This window comes from Aminobacter sp. 01T433 (assembly GCF_056398585.1).
This window is the reverse complement of sequence record NZ_JBFTPR010000037.1, coordinates 1-18,662: the sequence shown is the minus strand read 5'-3', so window position 1 is coordinate 18,662 and position 18,662 is coordinate 1. Positions and strand designations below refer to the sequence as shown.

Below are 18,662 nucleotides of genomic sequence, written 5' to 3'. Positions count from 1 at the left end.
CCGGGCGGTGTGGTTGGACCGGAAAGCGCTTCTGCGCGCCCGACGACACGGCCGGGAATTTCGACCCGCCAGGTGGCGAGGTCGCCCGCTACCTCAAAACTGATCGGCACGAACTCGATACCACGCATCTCGCCGATATTGGCCGCAAATCCGGCCGGCCAGCCGCCGGCCTGACCGCCGAAGATCGCCTGCAGGGCTTCGCGCTGCCGCTCATTCGCCTTCTCGTCGATGTACATGCCCATCACGGCCTTTGCTTCGCCTGCCCAGAGATTGCCTTCGAATTCACCGAGTGCAACGAGCGTCAGGCCGTCTAGCTTCACGCCGCCATACTGACCCTCGCGCACATGCCAGGCGAGCACGCCTTGGCAGTGATTACCCGTTGGTCGCTGTGCGAACTCGCAAGGGCAAGGGATGTCGCAGCTGCAGATGTCGAACCAATCGCCTGCGAGCCGCCATTGAGGCACTGCATTCATGACCGGTCCTCCCAGAAATTCAGGACCAGAATTATACGTCGATGCCGGGTCGCAATCCAGCAGTTCGTGCTGGTCCGCTTGTGCCCAGCCGAGTGGCAGCGATATGATCTGTGTCACGCGCTTTCCTGGCGCGCGCCAACTGGTTGCGCCGATGTCCTTGGGGCAACGCTTGCCGATGTATTGTAGCTCGGCTGGGCGCGCCTATTTCTCGTGCTTGCCAAGTGACGAGGCCCGCAGTCTCTTGGATGCTTCCAGCATCGAAGCGCGTCTCCCTACGACTGTTACGGACCCCGAGGAGATTTGGCGTCTTGTGCAGCAAGTTCGTACCGACGGTTACGCAACCGCGTTTCAGCAGTTTTTCCCGACCGATCTTGCATTCGGCGCTCCCGTCGTAGATGCCTCGGGTAGAGGGCTTGGCGCGATCAACATTTCCGTGCCCAGTACACGCTGGTCAGAAGAGAAAGCGGTGAAAACGTTTCCGGCCCTTATTCGAGAGACCGCTCGTGCCGTCAGCGCCAACTTGCGCGACCAGTCGGAAGTCAATTAGGCGCTGCTTTCATCAGGAACGCCTTTAGTCGAGCGATATATGCGCAGCGCCGTGTCTGCTTCAGTCACCAGTGACTCGATCCTTCGGTTCGGATATCGATGCGAAGCGTTTCTCCGCCACGGAACCGCCGCTTACTGGCGACAGGATCTTGAAAGCCGATGGGCTGCTTCCGGTCCCAGATCGGTCGGACGCAACGCGCCTTATCCCGACCTTTGACATCAATTTTCGAGACATTGAGTTGAGATCTGCCACGGGTTGGTTGCACCGCGTCGAGAAACAAAAGTGCAAGCCTCGCATTCACCGGCGCGGCTCAGCAGACCGTATACTGGGTAGCGAACGACAGCGCACCAATTGGAGGACCGATGCCGAAGATCAAAGGCCAGAGTATTCGCGACAAGGAGCGTGCAAAAACAGAGAAGCTCCTCAGAAAGGTGGGATATACGGCCTTGAAAGAGGCCGGGATTAAATCGAAGCGACCCAGCCTTCCGGACCTGAAGGTCGAGAAGCGAGGGAAGTAGATTTGCTGTCGCGCCCTGCTTGCCACCGGGCCAAGGCACCTGACGCCATGCAAGCGTGGTTGGTTGCGCTGTGCTAAGGAGCGTTGAACGTCGGCGGAGCCGCGTCATGCGCTCATGCCAGCTGCTGACTTAACAAGGAAAATGATATTGATTGAAACGACGCGCGAGGCACTGATCGCTTTGGGCTGGTCTTCCTTCTTCGGTGACCAGGTCGGCGCGGAGGAGGTCGACCTCGTACCCGTTCGCATCGCCAATATTCACCGCGCACGAATGAGCGGGCATTCCGCCAATGGTCCGATCGAACTCGTTCTGCCGGCCAACAGCGCAAGTGGCGACTACGCGGTGGGCGACTTCGTACTTGCAGAACCAGGCAGCTTCCTTGTGCGACGGCGCCTCGCGCGCAGCTCGCTCCTGGCCCGGCGCATGAGTGACCGCAGCACTCAGCTGTCCGGCGCCAATATCGACGCGCTGTTTATAGTCACCTCCTGCAATGGCGATTTCAGCGTGCCGCGGCTCGAGCGCTATCTGGCCATGGCAGCGCAGTGTGAGATCGCGCCAGTTCTGGTTCTGACCAAAGCCGACACGAAGGAGGATGTGGGTTCCTTCATCGCGCAGGCCGCTGCACTGGCGCGGGACCTCCCGGTGGTTGTGGTCGATCCTCGCCGGCCCGACGCGCCGACAAAGCTACGGCCCTGGTTCGGCCGGGGCAAGACCGTGGCGCTCACCGGTTCCTCGGGAGTGGGAAAGTCGACTCTCGTCAACACGTTGGCGGCCACCGGCTCGGGCACCGCTCAACTCACCGGTGCCATTCGCGCCCATGATTCCACAGGTCGGCATACGACGACGGCGCGCTCTTTGCATCCGGTTGCCGGCGGCGGCTGGGTGCTGGATTCTCCTGGAATCCGCTCATTGCATCTCGGCGAGATGGCCGACGGTCTCGATGTGGTGTTCGCCGAGATCACCGAATTGGAGACCCAGTGCAAATTCAGCAATTGCACGCACACCCACGAACCATCCTGCGCCGTGCTCATTGCCCTCGAAGACGGGCGGATCGATCCCGCACGCTTCTCGCGTTGGCGTAAGCTGCATGACGAGAATACTACTCTCAGCACCCGCAGGCCGGTCCGCCGCTGAAACTTGCCCTCAAACCACGACAAGCTCGTTTTGTGGGTCGGGAAGTAAGTCCGCTTCTGATGCTTCCGAACCTGAAACAGGCCGGTCCGAAATCGTCCCCAAGGCTGTCGTTGAAGGCAGTTGCGCTAGACTGCCAATGCCAGTTTGCCGTAGCGGTTGACTATGGCCGGCCATATTCTCGATACGAATGTGGCTGCTGCTCGTTACGCGCTCATCGGGCTTGCGATTGTTTTCCATATTGCTCATGACGGTTGCTTCGTGTGACAGTCAGTGATGCCGCCAACGAGGACATTCGCCTTTGTGAACGACGCAGCTATTCGGGCTGAAACACCGGTCGACGCAGCGCCCACTTAGGCGTCGCGCCTGAAGTTCGATTTGATGACCCGGCCGGCTAACTGCCCGCCATCGACGGGCAGAACAGCGCCAGTTACGAATGCGGATGATGGCGAGGAGAGCCAAAGCACTGCGTTGGCGACATCGGCGACAGATCCTAACCGTCCCATCGGGACGGCCATGGCGGCCATGCGTTGCACATCTTCGCCGGCGGCCTCCAGGTGATGGGTCAAAATTGGCCCCGGCGCCACGACGTTCACCCGGATATTCTTGTCGGCATAGTCGAGCGCCGCGACGCGGCTGAGGCCGACAATTCCCGCCTTTCCCGCCACATAGGCGGAAAGTCCCGAAACACCTTCGACACCGGCCGTCGAAGCCATATTGACGATAGTGCCGCCGCCGTTTTCCAGCATTGCCGTGATCTGGAATTTCATTCCATAAAACGTGCCATGAATATTGGTGCGAATGCCGTGATCGAACGCTTCGACCTCAATCTCCGCCAAGGGTGCGGGCCTGGGCCCATCGGTCGCGTTGTTGAATGCGGCGTCGAGGCCGCCGAACGTCTCGATTGTCCTTGAGACGAGCGCTTTCATACTTTCGGGGTTGGTAACGTCGGCCGAGACGGCAATGGCGCGACCGCCGCCCGCCTGGATTTGCTTGGCCACCTCCTCGATTGCCGCTTGGTTCCGCCCAGCCAGTACGACAGCAGCCCCAGCTTGATCAAACGCCCTAGCTGTCGCTGCGCCGATGCCCCGGCTGGCGCCGACCACCAGCGCGACCCTGTTTGTAAAATCAAACATCCCGAGTTTCCCTCTCCTATGTTGGCATTTATGAAGGCGGTGTGAGTGCACCGGAAAAGGCGCGCGGCGGCCCCCTTCGTTCTGTGGCGCTCGCTAGCTGCCAAGCGCCCTGGCGACGTCTTTGGGCAGAAGCCCAATCATCCCTTCGTAGGCGGCGTTCGTCAGCAGTACCGCGATACGGCCGCGCTGATAATCAACGCACCACCAGTGCCCGTAGACACCGCCCCACGACACGGTTCCTGGCGAGAGAGTTGAATTCGCCGCGGTAGTGTCGACCAGCACCGCCCCCATCCAGGAAAAGCCCCAGCCAGGGCCCTGCGCCATGGCTTCCTCACCGATGCGAACCTGGCGGGCATCCTGCCGGCTCGCCGAAGAGAGGAAATCTCCATGGCGATATGCCTCAAGGAGCCGCATCATGTCGTGGGCGGTTCCCGCCATGCCGGCGCCACCAGATGGAAAGGCATTGGTGCGTCCGATCCGCGAGGGATCGAACCGCACCGCCGAACCAAGGTATGCTGGCAGCGGTACTTCCGTTGTCTCCTCCATGCGCACCAACGCAGTCCCATCGCTATAGTAAGGCGTTGCCAATTCGTCCGGTGCGGCAAGGAAGGACGCCGTTAGGCCGAGGGGAACATTCACGAGATCGGCGATCGCCTTGGGCAGCGGTCTGGAAGCAACCGCTTCGACCACACCGCCTAATACGTCGGTAGCGACCGAATAACGCCACACCGCTCCGGGTGCGTTACCCAGCGGTATTGAGGCGATGCGAGTGATGTTGTCGGTGAGAGAGAGATCGGCTTCATCGAGCCCGTCCGAGATGCCTGATCCGGCGTAGACCCCATTCCTTTCCTGCTGGAAGCCGTAGTCGAGACCTGCCGTGTGCGACATCAGGTGGGCCACAGTGATGCTCGCTGCCCCTTCATTGGCGTTCCTGGAAGCAAATTCTGGCAACCATTTGTCGACCGGATCGTCGGCGGAGAGCAGTCCGGCCTCAATCAGCTTCAACGCTGCCATGGTCGTGAACGGTTTGGTGAGGGAAGCGAGGCGGAACGGGGTGTCGATTTGCATCGGACTTCCTGCTTCGCGGTCGGCAAACCCGGCGGCGCGTTTGAATACGATGCGGCCTGCTTCTGAAACCAGGGCCACGCATCCCACGATGCGCTCGTCTAGGAGAGCGCTATCGATGGCGTCATCAAGCATCCCAATCATTTCGAGGAACGGTTGCTGCGCAGAGCCCGCGCTTGCTGCGGACCGAGTAGCGGCTTCCAGTGACATGCTCAATCTCCCAATCTCTTCAAAAGGGAAAATAGCCTCGACAATTGTCCAGTAAAATGAGCATATTTCCGGAAGCACCATGAAGTCAGGCTTAACGATGGATACGAGCACTCTGGCCGCTTTGCCTGTTTTCCGCACGGTGGCGCAGGCTGGTGGTTTCACAGCAGCCTCCGGTCGGCTCGGCATCTCCGTCTCGGCGGTTTCCCAGTCGATCCGACAGCTTGAACTTCGCATGGGGATACGCCTGTTCGATCGGACGAGCCGCAGCGTTCGGCTTACCGAACGTGGGCGGCATTTGCTGGAAGCCATCGAAGGGCCGATTGATCTGCTCTCGGGTGCAATAGACGCGATCAAGGAAGCGGATGGCGACCCGTCCGGGCACCTCAGAGTTACGCTGTCGCGACTCGCGGCGGAGATATGCATCCTGCCCGACCTGGCCGCCTTCGTTCGGCGCTACCCAGCAATCCGCTTGGAACTGTCTACGGACGACCGCCTAACCGACATCGTTAGCAATGGATTCGATGCAGGCATACGTCTCAGAGGAGCCCTGGAACTGGACATGATCTCAGTCCCAATTGGCCCACCTCTGCGGCGCTCCATGCTTGCCAGCAAAGAATACTTGGAGCGGGCGGGCGAGCCTCAGACCCTTGAAGATCTATCCCAGCATGCGGTCATCCGTTATCGCTTTCCTGGGAGTGGTCGGCTGGAACCTCTTACGTTCCGACGTGGCGAAGCCACCATCCAACTGGACCCGGCTGCAGCGCTTATCCTGGACGACAACCGACATTTCGCGCTGGCTTCGCGCGCCGGGCTAGGATTGGCCCAACGGTTTCGGGCTACGGAGGAAACGCTGATTGAATCGGGCGAACTGGTCAGCGTGCTTGATGCATACGAGCCGGAACCGCAGCAGTTCCATATCTACTTCCCATCTCGCGACCTCCAGCCGGCAAAGCTGCGAGCATTCATCGACTGGTTTAGAGGCAGTCAGGTAAAGTCAAGCATGAAGCCGCCTGACTAGCCAGCGAGGCCTACTGGAGGTGGTATGCCAAGCTGCTACGGCAAGTGGGGAGCGCGACCGCAATACCAATCGTGATGACCAAATGGCCTTTTTCTAGTTGAAGGGCTTGGACTCGGACCCGGCGAGGGCCAGGGCTCTCCTGAGCCTTCCTGCCTTTTGCAGAAAGTTGACCGGCTGCTATCGCCTTTTAGAGCTCCGAAGCGGGCAGATCGGTTCCGGCCCCCAAGCTGCCAGGCAACGGCCGAACGGTATGCAAGCCCGTATTGTGACAATTTGAATTGATACTGCGATCTACCCAGTCAGGACAAGATTGAGTTCTACTGAGCTGACGGCTTTTTGTTGAATAGGCTGCGCAGGCCACGGCCAAGCGCGCCAAGTTGCGCATTTGATCAAATGCGTACTTCATGCGCTTTTCGACGGTGGCCTGCCGCGATGCCGGAGGCCCGCCTTCGGGGCGGCTCCCGATCCTGAACCGGGGCGGCAACGGCTGGAACAGGGATGCCGAGGAACGAAACGGGGACGCGCCTAGTCGCAACGCGGCATACCAGCCCCGAGAGCGCCAGGGCGATCATGAAGAGATAGAGCATAACGAGGCCAGCTTTTGCGGCGCGGCTTATCAGGGAGCTTTGCTGGTTGTAGGCGCGCGGCGCCGCACCCATCAAATGCGCCAGTAACCGAAGTAAACGCCGCTGCAGAAGGTCGTCATCGCACTAGGCGCGCATGGTTTCGTGCAAGGCCCCCCGTCCACGCAACATAGGGAGTCCCAGGGTCACCAGCACGAAGGCGGCGGTCACGACCTTCAGGTCGCTTGGTTGCAGTCCAAGCGATAGCGCCAGCGACACGAGCTGATAGTAGACCGCCGCTCCGACGACAGGCGCCAGCAACTGCCGGGTCACTGTCTGCCGTCCGGTAATTGTCTCTCCGATCACCAGCGAAGCAAGACCATTGATCAGGATGCCGGTACCCATGCCGACATCGGCATAGCCCTGCAATTGTACGATCAGCGCGCCCCCCAGTGCAGTCAGGCCAGAAGCGATGCCGAGTCCAACGATCGTGTATGTCCAGATGCTGATGCCGAGCGATGGCGCCAAGTCCGGATTTATGCCGACGACGCGCAGCGCGGCTCCTGCTTGCGTGGCGAGATACCAGCGCAATGCGAGCAGAACCGCTCCGATCAGTACGACGAATGTGACGACCTGCAGCCACACGTCGGTCAGGATGGCAGGGTTGATCTGCATGAAGATGTTGTCGGCGTTGAACAAGGCGATGTTCGAGCGACCAAGGATGCGCATGTTCAGGCTGTAGAGTGCCGTGAAGACCAAGATGCCGGCCAGCAGCGAATTGATCCGGAAACGCAGGTGCACCAATGCCGTCGCCGCACCCGCCCCGACACCGGCGAGCATCGCCACAACGGTTGCAAACAGTGGTGGATATCCCGCCAGCAAAAGTGTGGCGCAGACACAGCCGCCGAGTGGGAACGCACCTTCGCTCGTCAGGTCGGGAAAGCTCAGCAGCCGGAACGGGATCATAATGCCGAGCACCAGGAACGAATAGATGAGGCTTTGCGACAGCGTCACCGGCACGAGATTGAGATAGGCGTGGATCACGTCCATTGGTCAGGTTCCGAGCAGCATGCGGTCGTTTTCTATTCTGAACTTTTCGACGAGGTCGGCAGGCGTGAGCGTTGCTTTTTCGGTGCCGCCGATGTCGTCGCGAATACGGCCGGCGTCCATCATCACCAGCCGGTTACCGGTCTCAATCGCCTGGCGCATATTGTGGGTGACCATCAGCGTGGTGAGTGTCTGTTCGGCGACGATGCGCAGGGTCGTCGCCATGATCAGGTCGGCGGTGCGCGGGTCCAATGCCGCCGTATGCTCGTCGAGCAGCAGCAGTGAGGGGCGCGACAGTGATGCCATGATCAGGGACAGGGCTTGGCGTTGCCCGCCCGAGAGCTGAGCCACCGGTGTCGACAGACGGTCTTCCATGCCGAGCGACAGGCCGGCGAGCAGCGCCCGGTAGCGGTCGCGCTTACCGGCGTCGAGATGGAGCGCAAAACCCCGGCGCTGCCCGCGTTGCTCGGCCAGCGCCAGGTTTTCCTCGATGGTCATCGCAGCAGCGGTGCCAACCATCGGGTCCTGGAACACGCGCGAGATCATGCCTGCCCGACGGTGGGCCGCAAGACGGGTGATGTCGCGGCCATCCAGGGTGATCGAGCCACCGTCCGGCTCGATTGCGCCCGCTATGGTGTTGAGCAGCGTCGACTTACCGGCGCCGTTCGAGCCGATGATCACGACGAAGTCGCCGCGATTGAGCGCAAGGTCTAGCCCATCGAGCGCCGGCCGCGCGCCGGCGAGGCCGGCGTTGAACGTCTTGCGTAGCCCCGCGCAGACAAGCAGGGGCATGCCCACCGTTGTCACTTGAGCACCCATGGGCTGTCCTTGAGCGCTTCCGGAACCGGCAGGCCGACGGCTGCAAGGCCCTTGGGGCTGACGTAGGCGTCGAAGTCTTCGCTTTTCGGAACATAGGGCGCGATGTCGGCCGGCTTCTCGCCCTTGAGGATTCGGTCGGCGATATCGGCGGCATGCTCGCCATTCTTGCGATAGGAGATGGCGTGGAAGCCGGCGAGCTGGTCCTTGAGGTCGGGGGCGTAGACCGAGTTGAACAGCGGCAGCTTGATGCGTTGCGCCACCTGCGCCACGACCGGCACCGAGGTCTGCACTACGTTGGACTGAATGAGGAAGATGGCATCCACCTGCCCGGCGAAGGTCTGGACACGCTGGGGCAGGTCGTTGGCATTGTCGACCGGCACGCCGACAACCTCGATCCCGGCCATGGCGGCTGCCTTGTGGATTAGCTCCATGTTGGAGGTGTCGTTGTCTTCACCCGGGTTGAACAGGGTTCCGACCTTCTTGACGCCCGGCACCACTTTTTTGAGATAGTCGAAGGAAGCGTCGAAATCCGGCAGCATCGACGCGCCTGAACTCCATGCCGAACCATGCTGCCAATCCGGCACAATGCCTGCCACGACCGGGTCCACGACCGCGCCGAACACGACCGGGATCGACTTGTCGGTAATGCCGCGCACCGCCGCCTGGTTGAGTCCTGTGGTAATGGCAAGGATGAGCGCCGGATGTTTGGCCTCCACCTGTTGCAGGATCTGCGGGACTAGGCTGCGGTCGAAATTGGCGTGCTGGAAGCCGTAGGTGACATCCTTGCCTTCGACGTAGCCCAATTCCGTCATCCGGGTCTTGAAGCCTTCGGCGACTTGATTGAGTGCTGGGTGTTCGCCGAAGCTGGCGATTTCGACCAGCTTCGGGTCAGCTAGGGCTGTGCCATTTACGGCGGTGAGCAAGGCTGCGGCGACCAGCCACTTCATCAATTTCACGACACGCTCCTAAGGTTGGGACTACACGATGGAGGGACGCCAGTTCTGTTCGGCGACCCGCAGGAAATTTTCGCCCAGCACGCCAAGTATGGCAGTCTCTGAATAGCCATGGCGTTCCAGCGCCTCGACCAGCTCGGGCAGGACTTCGGGTTTGACATCGGCCCAGGGCGGACGCGGATAGCCGCGCAACGCCATCATCGGACCGGAATCGTAGAGCTTGGTCATGAAGGGCTGGTAGAAAACAGTGTCGAGGCCGAGGCCGACATGCTCGGGCCCGACGAGTTGGGCGATGTAGTCGATATGGCGCATGAGTGCCGAGACGTCCGATCGGTTGTCGTCTGTCAAAAAGGCGCCGATAGAGTTGATACCAATCACGCCACCACGCCTGGCAAGTGCCTTGATCTGAATGTCGTCGATGTTGCGTTCATGGTTCTTCAACGCACGGACGCTCGAATGTGAAAACACCACCGGCTTTTCGGATAGTTCGATGATGTCGAGTGAGGTGTTGACGCCGGCGTGACTTGCGTCGAGCATCATCCCGACGCGGTTCGCTTCAGCCACGAAGGCGCGGCCCAACATGGAAAGTCCTGCGTCAGAGGGCTCGTGGCAGCCGTCGCCAAGGGGGTTGCGGGTATTGTATGCCACGATCATCCAACGGATGCCGAGCCGGTACCAGCTGTCGATCATGGCCGGCTCATGGGCGGCCGGGCCGGCGCCTTGCAGGTGGAAACCGATCGCCATTTTGCCCGACCGCTTGGCCGCACGAATGTCCGCGGTGGTTTCGATGAGCTGGTAATCGTGGGCGCGCTGTTCGAACCAGCGCCTTTGTTGGGACAGGTGCCGGAATGTGGGCTCCGGCCGGTCCCAATCCGCGCCTATAGTGAGCGAGAGGAAGGAGAAACCGGCGTCGCGATATCGGACCAGCATATCGGGCCCTTCATCAAGACACTCAGGGGTCCAGCCCACCGCGCTTTCCCAGACGACAGCCTTGGTGATGAGGTTGCTGGCTGAAACAGTCACTTCGTCTGCACCTAATGATCAATGAAGTTCATGGCGTCAGCTAATCGGCAATCTCGCTGTTGCGCTATTGGCGGGAATGGGTTTGATTGTTTCATATTTGAAACAATTCAAGACCAGCCATGCCGACCACTCCTGACCCATTCGATCTGATGATTTTCGCGCGCGTCGCCGAGACGGGAAGCTTCAGTGCGGCGGCCGAACGGCTTGGCGTGCCCAAGTCCACCGTCTCTCGGCGCATCTCCGCTCTTGAAAGTCAGCTGGGCGAACGCCTGCTTCAACGCACGACGCGCCGCAACATCCTGACCGAGATGGGCCAACGCATCCTCATTCCGTCTGAGCAGATCATCCATGAGGTGGAGGCCGTCATGGCGGTCGCCGAGCACCGGCAGGTGACACCTTCCGGACGACTGCGTGTCTCCGTTCCCGGTGACCTCGCCGCAATTTCGCTCGCCCCTATGCTGGCGGACTTCAGCAAGGCCTACAGCGAAATCCAACTCGAACTGGACCTTTCACCTCGCTATATCGATGTCGTTGCCGACGGCTTCGATCTCGCCATACGGATCGGCGGGGAAACCCAGGACCTTCGGCTGACCACGCGGCATCTGGTCGACCTTGGCATCGGCCTCTATGCGTCTCCGCTATACACGGACCGCGCCGGAAAGCCCGACACCCCAGAGGCTCTTGGGCGGCACGACATCCTTGCGCTGCTTTCTGACGGAATCCCGGTGGGCTGGGTTCTGAACAAGGACGCTCAATCGGTCCCGGTCGATATGTCGGGACGACGGGTTTCGGCGAATTCCTACGAACTGCTTCTCCGCCTGGCGCGGGCGGGTGCCGGCATCACGGCGATGCCGGACCTTTTCGCACGCCCTTATCTTGAGACCAGCGAACTCATCCGCCTCCTGCCAGCGTGGCGACTGTCTCCAGCGATGGTACGCGCCGTCTTTCCGAGCAGGCAGCTCATGCCGCGCAAGACACGGGTCTTCCTCGACGCACTTCTGAGCCATCTCAAGCCGCGTCCGTTGAGGATGGCGTAGTCGCGGTCAGCTTAGCGGGGCTTCGCCCGGCACCAGTGGCACCACCCGCCAGGCCATGGGGGGTGTGGCCGTGAGGCTAGGCGAGCAGTCTCGAACCCGGCGCGAGCGAATGCGCTCAGCGCGCCAACGCCATAGCGTCTTTGAGGCATGGTCAACACGTCCTTGCAAACAGGCCTGGCCGGAAAGGCGATAGGCGTGCCTTCTAGCAGCGAATAGGGCTTGGGATGCATTAGAGAACTGGATGATGAATGCCGTATATACGACGAACCGTGACCTCCGGAGAACTTACCCTAGAAGGGGTACTGTGATCCGGCCTGGATCACAGACATAGTCAGTAGGCAGGCCAGAGGTGAGCCAGGAGCGGTCTTTACCTGACAAACTATCAGATGAGGACCATTGCGCACGTTGCCAATCCCAGCCGCCTTTGCGGATCGGTCGACGCTCGCATTTCTAATCGACAAGTCAGTTTGCGATTGCGCAGCCCGGTAGCGATAACTCAGGCATTCAGACGGGTTTTAGTCTATGCTTCGATCTACTTGGTTTGGTCGTGTTGTGCCCGTGCATGGAGGCGATATACGCGGCTGACCGGGAGCTCACGGCATGTCCGAATTGACCTCAACGGATGCTGACTTGGATCGGCCACTGACCGACGGGGACCTCGGTCGGCTGCAGTTCACGACGTTGCTGTATTATCTACAGGTCACTAACCCAGACAACGGTCTCGTGCGCGACAAAACGGAACCGACCGCTCCCGCAAGCATCGCGGCAATCGGGATGGCATTGGCGACGGTTCCGGTAGTCATAGAACGGGGCGTGATGATCCGCGAATCTGCGGCCAAGATCGCTCGCAGGCGATTGCGATACCTTCTGGAGTTGCCTCAGGGAACCCAACCGGATGCTTCAGGCTACAAAGGCTTCTTCTACCATTTTCTCGACATCGAAACCGGACGCCGTGTCTGGCAATGCGAGCTGTCCACCATCGATTCAGCCTTCCTCTTCGCGGGCGCTCTGACAGCGGCCACCTATTTCGATCGCGATACCGACGAGGAAGTTGAAATCCGCCTGCTTGCCAATGAGCTTTATGAACGGGCGGACTGGAACTGGGCCTGCAACGGCGAACCCACGTTGACGCACGGCTGGAGGCCGGAAGACGGCTTCATCCCTTACCGCTGGCGCGGCTACGACGAGGGCTTGCTGCTGTATTTCCTCGGTCTGGGTTCGCCGACCCATCCATTGGAGCCGGAGAGCTATGCAGCGTACACGGCGACCTACGAATGGAAAAACATCTACGGTCGCGAGTTGCTTCCTTCGGGGCCTCTATTCACCCATCAGCTATCGCACCTGTGGGTGGATTTTCGAGGTATCCGCGACGAGTTCATGCGCCGGCGCGAAAGCGACTATTTCGAGAACAGCCGGCAAGCGACTTATGTGCAGCAGGAGTATGCGGTTCGCAATCCAATGAACTTTGTCGGCTATGGACAGTATTGTTGGGGATTTACGGCGTGTGATGGGCCGGGATGGACCACTCGGATGATGAACGGCGTTGAGCGGCAATTCTTTGACTACAGCGCGCGCGGTGCGCCATTCGGCCCCGACGATGGCACGGTCGCACCCTGGGTCGTCATCGCCTCGTTGCCATTCGCTCCCGAGATCGTCGTGCCGACGATCCGCAATTTTGCACAGATGAACCTTGGAATGACGCGGCTTTATGGGTTCAGACCCTCGTTCAATCAGTCGTTTGCTGTGGAAGATAGCCCTACCGGCTGGTGGATATCCCCTTATCATTTCGGCATCGACCAAGGACCGGTCGTGCTGGCGATCGAAAACTACAGGACGGGCTTGTTGTGGGACATTATGCGCCGTTGCACGCCTATTCTCGTCGGATTGCGCCGCGCAGGCTTTTCAGGCGGGTGGCTGTCGCAGCTAGCCGATTGAATCCCGCGACTTTCAACGACGCTTCGCTGGTTCACGCTGTGTAAAATGAATGATCACGCGCTCCTTTGCCTTCTCCGGTAACGGGCGATGCTGTGGTGGTCTTCCATGTTTGCTGATGCAGAACGCCACCCGGTATTGCGTTTCTCCACGAAAATCCGGGCGCTTTCGCCAAAGTTGGACTAACCTGCCGCGGCGGCCGCGCCAGAACATGCACTAGTACAGACGCCCAAAGAGGCTCCGCCATATTGCTAGCGTGAGAGTATCCGAATACGCCCGACTGACCCGTGTAAGAAATCCTGACATTGCGAGAGGAGTGACCCATGGCCTCTACGAAAATCGCAACATCGCAAACACGCATCGCAGGCAGGGAGCCGACGGTCACTGATCCCCTTTCGGGGGCCGAACTTCGGGCGCTGGACGCCTATTGGCGGGCATCCAACTATCTGTCCGTCGGTCAAATCTATCTTTTTGAAAACCCGTTGTTGAAAGAGCCGCTAAGGCGCGAGCACATCAAGCTACGGCTACTCGGCCATTGGGGCACAACTCCGGGTTTGAACATGCTCTACGCCCACCTCAATCGGGTCATCAAGCGTGATGACCTCAACATGATCAACATCATTGGCCCAGGTCACGGCGGGCCTGCTCTGGTCGCTCACGCTTACCTGGAGGGTACCTACAGCGAAGTGTACCCAAATATCAGTCAGAACACAGAGGGCTTGAAGCGATTGTTCAAGCAGTTCAGTTTCCCAGGCGGCATACCCAGTCACGTTGCCCCGGAAACGCCTGGCAGCATTCATGAAGGCGGCGAGCTTGGCTATGCCTTGAGCCATGCTTATGGAGCAGCCTTCGACAATCCGGATCTGATTGTCGCCTGTCTTGTGGGTGACGGCGAAGCCGAAACGGGGCCGCTAGCCACCGGCTGGCAAAGCAACAAATTCCTGAACCCCGCCCGTGATGGCTGTGTGCTGCCCATCCTGCACCTCAATGGCTACAAGATCGCGAATCCGTGTTTCCTTGCCCGCATTCCGCACGATGAACTTCGAAAATTCTTCGAAGGGATGGGCTATGCGCCCTATTTTGTGGAGGGACACGATCCCGCTGACGTCCACCAGCAGCTGGCAGGCGTTCTCGATACCATTGTTGCTGAAATCAAGGAGATTTGGGCCGATGCCCGCAACAACGGCAATCTGAAACGTCCAGCGTGGCCGATGATCGTGTTCCGCACGCCCAAGGGCTGGACCTGTCCTCCCGAAATCGACGGCAAGAAATGCGAAGACTACTGGCGTGCTCACCAGGTGCCCATGAGCGATATGGATAAGCCGGAGCACATCCTCGTTCTCGAGCAGTGGATGAAGAGTTACCGACCCGAAGAACTGTTCGACGACAATGGTCGCTTCAAGTCCGAGCTTGCGAAGCTCGCTCCAACGGGGCATCGCCGGATGAGCGACAATCCGCAAGCAAATGGCGGGTTGCTGTTACGCGACCTGAAGATGCCGGACTTCCGCGAATATGCGGTGTCTGTGCCTAGCCCTGGGGCGACAACGGCCGAGTCTGCACGGCAAATGGGCAAATTTCTCCGCGACGTCATGAAGCTTAACCTGGAGAGCAAGAATTTCCGTCTGTTCAGCCCGGATGAGAACAACTCCAATCGTTGGCAAGACGTTCTGGAGGTTACAAACCGATGCTACATGGCGGAAATCTATTCAGAAGACGATCATCTTTCGCCGGATGGGCGCGTGATGGAGGTACTCAGCGAACACCAATGCCAGGGTTGGCTTGAGGGCTATCTGTTGACTGGCCGACACGGATTCTTCTCGTGTTACGAGGCCTTCATCCACATCATCGATTCAATGTTCAACCAGCACGCCAAATGGCTGAAAGTGTGCCATGAAATCCCATGGCGTCGGCCCATCGGCTCGCTCAACTACTTCCTGAGTTCGCACGTATGGCGACAGGACCACAATGGCTTCAGCCATCAGGACCCCGGATTTCTCGACCACGTCGTGAACAAGAAAGCCGAGGTGATCCGGGTCTACCTACCGGCTGACGCCAATGCGCTGCTGTCGGTGACCGATCATTGCCTGCGCAGCCGCAACTACGTGAATGTTGTGGTTGCTGGTAAGCAACCAGCGCCGCAATGGCTGACGATGGATCAAGCCGTCAAGCACTGCACTGCAGGCCTCGGCATCTGGGAATGGGCGAGCAACGACAAGGGCTACGAGCCTGACGTGGTCATGGCGTGTTGCGGTGACGTGCCAACGCTTGAGACGCTCGCGGCAGTGGACTTGATACGCCAGCACCTGCCAGAGTTGAAGGTGCGCGTGGTCAACGTAGTGAACTTGATGAAACTGCAGCCGCCGGAAGAACACCCGCATGGCTTGCCTGACCGCGATTTCGATGCGTTGTTCACCAAGGACAAGCCAATCATCTTTGCCTTCCACGGTTATCCGTGGCTGATCCACCGCCTGACTTACCGCCGGACGAACCACAGTAACCTCCACGTCCGCGGCTACAAGGAAGAAGGCACGACAACGACGCCCTTCGACATGGTGGTTCTAAACGAGATGGATCGATTCCACCTCGTGCAAGATGTCATCGATCGGCTGCCGCAACTCGGAGCTCGTGCCGCCTATTTCAAGCAGGCTATCCGCAACAAGCTGATAGAGCATAGGGAGTACATCGCCCTTCATGGCGACGACATGCCTGAAATCGCCGGTTGGACGTGGGGAAAGGCGAGCTTGGCGGAGCTTCGGTCGACGGAGGCGGACAACCTCTAAGCCAGGGAGGGTAGGAGGTGAACGTATTCGTAACTGATGATCGCGCGGCAGACTCTGACCCTGCTTGACGCAACGGTTGGATAGTGATGCCTTTTCCTCCGCCAAGGCCAAGCTGCTTAAAGGTAGATGCGGCCTTATCGTCGGCGTCTCCAACGACCAACCCATCTCCTGGGCTTTGCTCGTGGCTCCCCTTCGGAGCCGAGGTTCCATACCACATCTTCGACTGAGGCCGTGCATGGGTGTCCCCGCGAGGCTGGCGGCAGCAGCCCGCCTTCGTTTTTGGCCTAACGCCATGGCCAATCGCTCGTGGGTTTTGACTAGATTAGTGGTAATATCATTCTCACCGTCATCGGGCGAAAGCCTATGATGATCGCAGAGTGCGGACCCATACTAGAACAGCCAATTTCTCAGAGTGAATCAAGGGGGTTCCAAGAAATGTCAAAGATCGCTCACTTGGAAGGTCTTAGGTTTAGCTACTGTGTTATCGTCAAAAAAATATCACTAACGTTACTCACAATATTCTGTGCCTTGTCGATCAATGTTTACAGAAGTGTTTCTGATGAAATAAATTATGCTGATTTCCCATTCGTGATATATTGCGAAATCGGAGGGATTCACCATGCGTTTTATCTATCAAAGATTTCTCAAGACAGGGTTGCCGTCTATGTATCGCAGACTGGGCAGGCCGGAACGATCACGCTAACTGGAACGCCACAGCAGGTAGGTAAAGATAATTCAGGTAGTTGCGCAGGGCAAACGCTCGAGCAATTACGTGCCGCTGGCAAGGCATTCTACTTGCAACGCTAGATTCTGGTGCGATGAGGTCGCGTTTCGACCCATTCAGGCCACTTTTTTTGAGAGGTTCACGAGGCGTTCTGAAGGTTCCAACAGCCATCAGATCATTCCTTAGTGGCCGGTGATGGTGGACAAGGGACGCTGGTCAGAGAACCTCACCACCACGCAGGTCTCGTGCGTCGGAAGAGGAGCAGGCGATGCTTAATCACATACTCGATCCCGAAAATTCCATCTTGTTCATCCGGCCAAGGTCGTCTTTATCGGAAAGCGATTTCGTGCAACTCGCAAAGACGGTCGATCCGCACATAGCGACTGGGGGCACCCTCGGTGGGATCATCATTGAAGCTGCTGAGTTCCCCGGATGGGAGAGCATCGGGGCGATGGCAGCTCATTTCCGGTTCGTGCGGGACCATCATAAGCAAGTCAGGAAAGTCGCCCTTGTAACCGATTCTTCCCTCGGGACGGTCGCGGAGAACTTGGCGTCACATTTCGTCGCTGCGGAAATTAAGAAGTTTAGATCAGGCGATATTGAAGCCGCGAAACAATGGGTCTTGAGCCGCTCGCAGCCCACAGACCCAGGCTCCTAGGGCGTGGACTCATTAACACGCAGCCACAGCCTGTTGGATGCTAGTTGGATGAAGGCGAGGTAATTCGCCGCGAGCTTGTCATAGCGCGTCGCGAGGCGCCGACGCTGCTTGATCTTGCTGAAGAACTGCTCGACCAAAATTGCGCGCACGATAGAGGTGGCGGCTAAAGCAGATTGGCTCCGTCTCGGCGGAATGTTCGCCCATGCGCCGTGCTTGCTCACAAATGTCCTGATGCAATTAGCGTCAAACCCGAGATCAGCGAGCAGCATTGCTCCCGATTTCCGAAGCAAAAACATGATACTTTCTAGGTTGCTATCAAAGACAGCGCTAAGACAAGAAATGGCTATTGACCGCACTGTGCGATAGTACGTTAATTTGGTGAAAATACGTTTTTAATAATACCTTCGTTATATTGAAAACATTTCGTCTCAAGTTAGGATTTCTTGCTGAATGTTGTCCAGATTTTGGGAGGCATGCGATACTGATCCGAGACGAAAGACTAATCCTCGAACTTGGGCAGGCCGCCTCTCGTATTGTGGAGGAAAAGACGACAGCCGACGTCCTGAAAGCCCTCCAAGGCCAGCTTGCCCGCTTCGGCTTCAGCGACGTGCTGATCACGGGGCTTCCGGTTCGCCAGGACCAACATTGGCAACGCGCGATCGTCTGCGATGGATGGCGTCAGGAGTGGTACCGTCGCTATCTCGAAGAGGGGCATTTTCAACATGACCCTTGCGTCGCTCGATGCAGGCATCGAGCCTTTCCCTTCCTCTGGAGCGACTTGCAGCCCGAATTCATGTCGCCACGTGCAAAGCTGGTTATGGACGAGGCACGGGATTTCGCAATGAAAGACGGGCTTTGCGTCCCTATTCACATCCCGTTTCACGGACCGGTGGCGGTGAGTGCTGCTGGGGAGCGAATAGAGTTGTCGCCATCCGAGCGGCCCCTTGTTGAAGTTCTATGCTTGAAAGCTTTTCAGACAATTTGTCGGCTTGAAGGACGACTTGAACCCGAACGCGGCCCGACCCTAG

Annotated in this window: 19 protein-coding genes; 10 read left to right on the top strand and 9 right to left on the bottom strand. The window is 58.9% G+C overall.

Features of this window, described 5'->3' with window-relative positions:
* Positions 1 to 473, bottom strand: a 473-nt coding sequence (locus AC1DLV_RS29660; RefSeq protein WP_476836335.1) for a DUF1326 domain-containing protein, incomplete at its 3' end; no start/stop codon positions are given.
* Between AC1DLV_RS29660 and AC1DLV_RS29655 the strand changes: the two genes are divergently transcribed.
* The 3 genes from AC1DLV_RS29655 to rsgA all read left to right on the top strand — a co-directional run bounded on the left by AC1DLV_RS29655 (position 472) and on the right by rsgA (position 2,672).
* Positions 472 to 1,020 carry an IclR family transcriptional regulator gene (locus tag AC1DLV_RS29655; RefSeq protein WP_476836334.1) on the top strand — a complete coding sequence of 183 codons (549 nt, stop codon included), beginning with the start codon at positions 472 to 474 and terminating at the stop codon, positions 1,018 to 1,020. The two genes, AC1DLV_RS29660 and AC1DLV_RS29655, sit on opposite strands and share 2 nt — an antisense overlap.
* A gap of 362 nt (positions 1,021 to 1,382) precedes the next feature.
* Positions 1,383 to 1,538 (top strand): hypothetical protein, encoded by a 156-nt coding sequence (locus AC1DLV_RS29650; RefSeq protein WP_476789641.1) that lies wholly within the window; start codon positions 1,383 to 1,385, stop codon positions 1,536 to 1,538.
* A 147-nt stretch (positions 1,539 to 1,685) separates the two neighbouring features.
* Complete coding sequence (rsgA, locus tag AC1DLV_RS29645; RefSeq protein WP_476803234.1) at positions 1,686 to 2,672, top strand: ribosome small subunit-dependent GTPase A; 987 nt, start codon at positions 1,686 to 1,688, stop codon at positions 2,670 to 2,672.
* A 9-nt stretch (positions 2,673 to 2,681) separates the two neighbouring features.
* Here the strand turns inward: rsgA and AC1DLV_RS29640 are convergent, their stop codons facing one another.
* The 3 genes from AC1DLV_RS29640 to AC1DLV_RS29630 all read right to left on the bottom strand — a co-directional run bounded on the left by AC1DLV_RS29640 (position 2,682) and on the right by AC1DLV_RS29630 (position 5,080).
* Positions 2,682 to 2,918 (bottom strand): hypothetical protein, encoded by a 237-nt coding sequence (locus AC1DLV_RS29640; protein ID WP_476803235.1) that lies wholly within the window; start codon positions 2,916 to 2,918, stop codon positions 2,682 to 2,684.
* Between the two features lie 104 nt (positions 2,919 to 3,022).
* Entirely contained in the window at positions 3,023 to 3,856 is an 834-nt protein-coding gene (locus AC1DLV_RS29635) for an SDR family NAD(P)-dependent oxidoreductase (RefSeq protein WP_476803236.1), read from the bottom strand.
* 42 nt (positions 3,857 to 3,898) lie between these two features.
* Entirely contained in the window at positions 3,899 to 5,080 is a 1,182-nt protein-coding gene (locus tag AC1DLV_RS29630) for a serine hydrolase domain-containing protein (protein WP_476836333.1), read from the bottom strand.
* A 79-nt stretch (positions 5,081 to 5,159) separates the two neighbouring features.
* Here AC1DLV_RS29630 and AC1DLV_RS29625 point away from each other — a divergent pair, with 79 nt between their 5' ends.
* Positions 5,160 to 6,098 (top strand): LysR family transcriptional regulator, encoded by a 939-nt coding sequence (locus AC1DLV_RS29625; protein ID WP_476803238.1) that lies wholly within the window; start codon positions 5,160 to 5,162, stop codon positions 6,096 to 6,098.
* A 710-nt stretch (positions 6,099 to 6,808) separates the two neighbouring features.
* Here the strand turns inward: AC1DLV_RS29625 and AC1DLV_RS29620 are convergent.
* The 4 genes from AC1DLV_RS29620 to AC1DLV_RS29605 are packed head-to-tail and all read right to left on the bottom strand — an operon-like array spanning position 6,809 to position 10,503.
* Positions 6,809 to 7,711 (bottom strand): ABC transporter permease, encoded by a 903-nt coding sequence (locus AC1DLV_RS29620; RefSeq protein ID WP_476803239.1) that lies wholly within the window; start codon positions 7,709 to 7,711, stop codon positions 6,809 to 6,811.
* A gap of 3 nt (positions 7,712 to 7,714) precedes the next feature.
* Positions 7,715 to 8,527 (bottom strand): ABC transporter ATP-binding protein, encoded by an 813-nt coding sequence (locus AC1DLV_RS29615; protein ID WP_476803240.1) that lies wholly within the window; start codon positions 8,525 to 8,527, stop codon positions 7,715 to 7,717.
* Entirely contained in the window at positions 8,512 to 9,474 is a 963-nt protein-coding gene (locus tag AC1DLV_RS29610; protein WP_476803271.1) for an ABC transporter substrate-binding protein, read from the bottom strand. The genes AC1DLV_RS29615 and AC1DLV_RS29610 overlap by 16 nt, the downstream gene beginning before the upstream one ends.
* A 30-nt stretch (positions 9,475 to 9,504) precedes the next feature.
* The gene (locus AC1DLV_RS29605; RefSeq protein WP_476789361.1) at positions 9,505 to 10,503 is read right to left on the bottom strand and encodes a dipeptidase; all 999 of its coding nucleotides are present in this window, start codon (positions 10,501 to 10,503) and stop codon (positions 9,505 to 9,507) included.
* A gap of 119 nt (positions 10,504 to 10,622) precedes the next feature.
* Here AC1DLV_RS29605 and AC1DLV_RS29600 point away from each other — a divergent pair, with 119 nt between their 5' ends.
* The 5 genes from AC1DLV_RS29600 to AC1DLV_RS29580 all read left to right on the top strand — a co-directional run bounded on the left by AC1DLV_RS29600 (position 10,623) and on the right by AC1DLV_RS29580 (position 17,634).
* Complete coding sequence (locus AC1DLV_RS29600) at positions 10,623 to 11,540, top strand: LysR family transcriptional regulator (RefSeq protein WP_476803242.1); 918 nt, start codon at positions 10,623 to 10,625, stop codon at positions 11,538 to 11,540.
* A gap of 600 nt (positions 11,541 to 12,140) precedes the next feature.
* Positions 12,141 to 13,475: a glucoamylase family protein gene (locus AC1DLV_RS29595; protein WP_476803243.1), complete on the top strand. Its 1,335-nt coding sequence runs from the start codon at positions 12,141 to 12,143 to the stop codon at positions 13,473 to 13,475.
* A gap of 320 nt (positions 13,476 to 13,795) precedes the next feature.
* Positions 13,796 to 16,252: a phosphoketolase family protein gene (locus AC1DLV_RS29590; protein ID WP_476803244.1), complete on the top strand. Its 2,457-nt coding sequence runs from the start codon at positions 13,796 to 13,798 to the stop codon at positions 16,250 to 16,252.
* Between the two features lie 435 nt (positions 16,253 to 16,687).
* Entirely contained in the window at positions 16,688 to 17,059 is a 372-nt protein-coding gene (locus AC1DLV_RS29585) for a hypothetical protein (RefSeq protein ID WP_476836332.1), read from the top strand.
* Positions 17,060 to 17,244: 185 nt separating this feature from the next.
* A complete protein-coding gene (locus AC1DLV_RS29580; protein ID WP_476803246.1) occupies positions 17,245 to 17,634 on the top strand; it encodes a SpoIIAA family protein in 390 nt (129 codons plus the stop codon).
* Here AC1DLV_RS29580 and AC1DLV_RS29575 read toward each other — a convergent pair.
* Positions 17,631 to 17,903, bottom strand: coding sequence for a transposase (locus AC1DLV_RS29575; RefSeq protein ID WP_476803247.1), 273 nt, complete (start codon positions 17,901 to 17,903; stop codon positions 17,631 to 17,633). The two genes, AC1DLV_RS29580 and AC1DLV_RS29575, sit on opposite strands and share 4 nt — an antisense overlap.
* Before the next feature lie 143 nt (positions 17,904 to 18,046).
* On the opposite strand from AC1DLV_RS29575, the gene AC1DLV_RS29570 reads away from it, so the two are divergent.
* On the top strand, positions 18,047 to 18,662 hold a 616-nt coding region (locus tag AC1DLV_RS29570; RefSeq protein ID WP_476836331.1), incomplete at its 3' end, for an autoinducer binding domain-containing protein.

Excerpts from the sequence above, each read along its gene's own strand:
- AC1DLV_RS29655 (WP_476836334.1), top strand. The coding sequence starts at position 472 with ATGACCGGTCCTCCCAGAAATTCAGGACCAGAATTATACGTCGATGCC.
- AC1DLV_RS29650 (WP_476789641.1), top strand. The coding sequence starts at position 1,383 with ATGCCGAAGATCAAAGGCCAGAGTATTCGCGACAAGGAGCGTGCAAAA.
- AC1DLV_RS29640 (WP_476803235.1), bottom strand. The coding sequence starts at position 2,918 with ATGAGCAATATGGAAAACAATCGCAAGCCCGATGAGCGCGTAACGAGC.
- AC1DLV_RS29630 (WP_476836333.1), bottom strand. The coding sequence starts at position 5,080 with ATGTCACTGGAAGCCGCTACTCGGTCCGCAGCAAGCGCGGGCTCTGCG.
- AC1DLV_RS29625 (WP_476803238.1), top strand. The coding sequence starts at position 5,160 with ATGAAGTCAGGCTTAACGATGGATACGAGCACTCTGGCCGCTTTGCCT.
- AC1DLV_RS29620 (WP_476803239.1), bottom strand. The coding sequence starts at position 7,711 with ATGGACGTGATCCACGCCTATCTCAATCTCGTGCCGGTGACGCTGTCG.
- AC1DLV_RS29615 (WP_476803240.1), bottom strand. The coding sequence starts at position 8,527 with ATGGGTGCTCAAGTGACAACGGTGGGCATGCCCCTGCTTGTCTGCGCG.
- AC1DLV_RS29610 (WP_476803271.1), bottom strand. The coding sequence starts at position 9,474 with ATGAAGTGGCTGGTCGCCGCAGCCTTGCTCACCGCCGTAAATGGCACA.
- AC1DLV_RS29600 (WP_476803242.1), top strand. The coding sequence starts at position 10,623 with ATGCCGACCACTCCTGACCCATTCGATCTGATGATTTTCGCGCGCGTC.
- AC1DLV_RS29595 (WP_476803243.1), top strand. The coding sequence starts at position 12,141 with ATGTCCGAATTGACCTCAACGGATGCTGACTTGGATCGGCCACTGACC.
- AC1DLV_RS29590 (WP_476803244.1), top strand. The coding sequence starts at position 13,796 with ATGGCCTCTACGAAAATCGCAACATCGCAAACACGCATCGCAGGCAGG.
- AC1DLV_RS29585 (WP_476836332.1), top strand. The coding sequence starts at position 16,688 with ATGTCAAAGATCGCTCACTTGGAAGGTCTTAGGTTTAGCTACTGTGTT.
- AC1DLV_RS29580 (WP_476803246.1), top strand. The coding sequence starts at position 17,245 with ATGCTTAATCACATACTCGATCCCGAAAATTCCATCTTGTTCATCCGG.
- AC1DLV_RS29575 (WP_476803247.1), bottom strand. The coding sequence starts at position 17,903 with ATGCTGCTCGCTGATCTCGGGTTTGACGCTAATTGCATCAGGACATTT.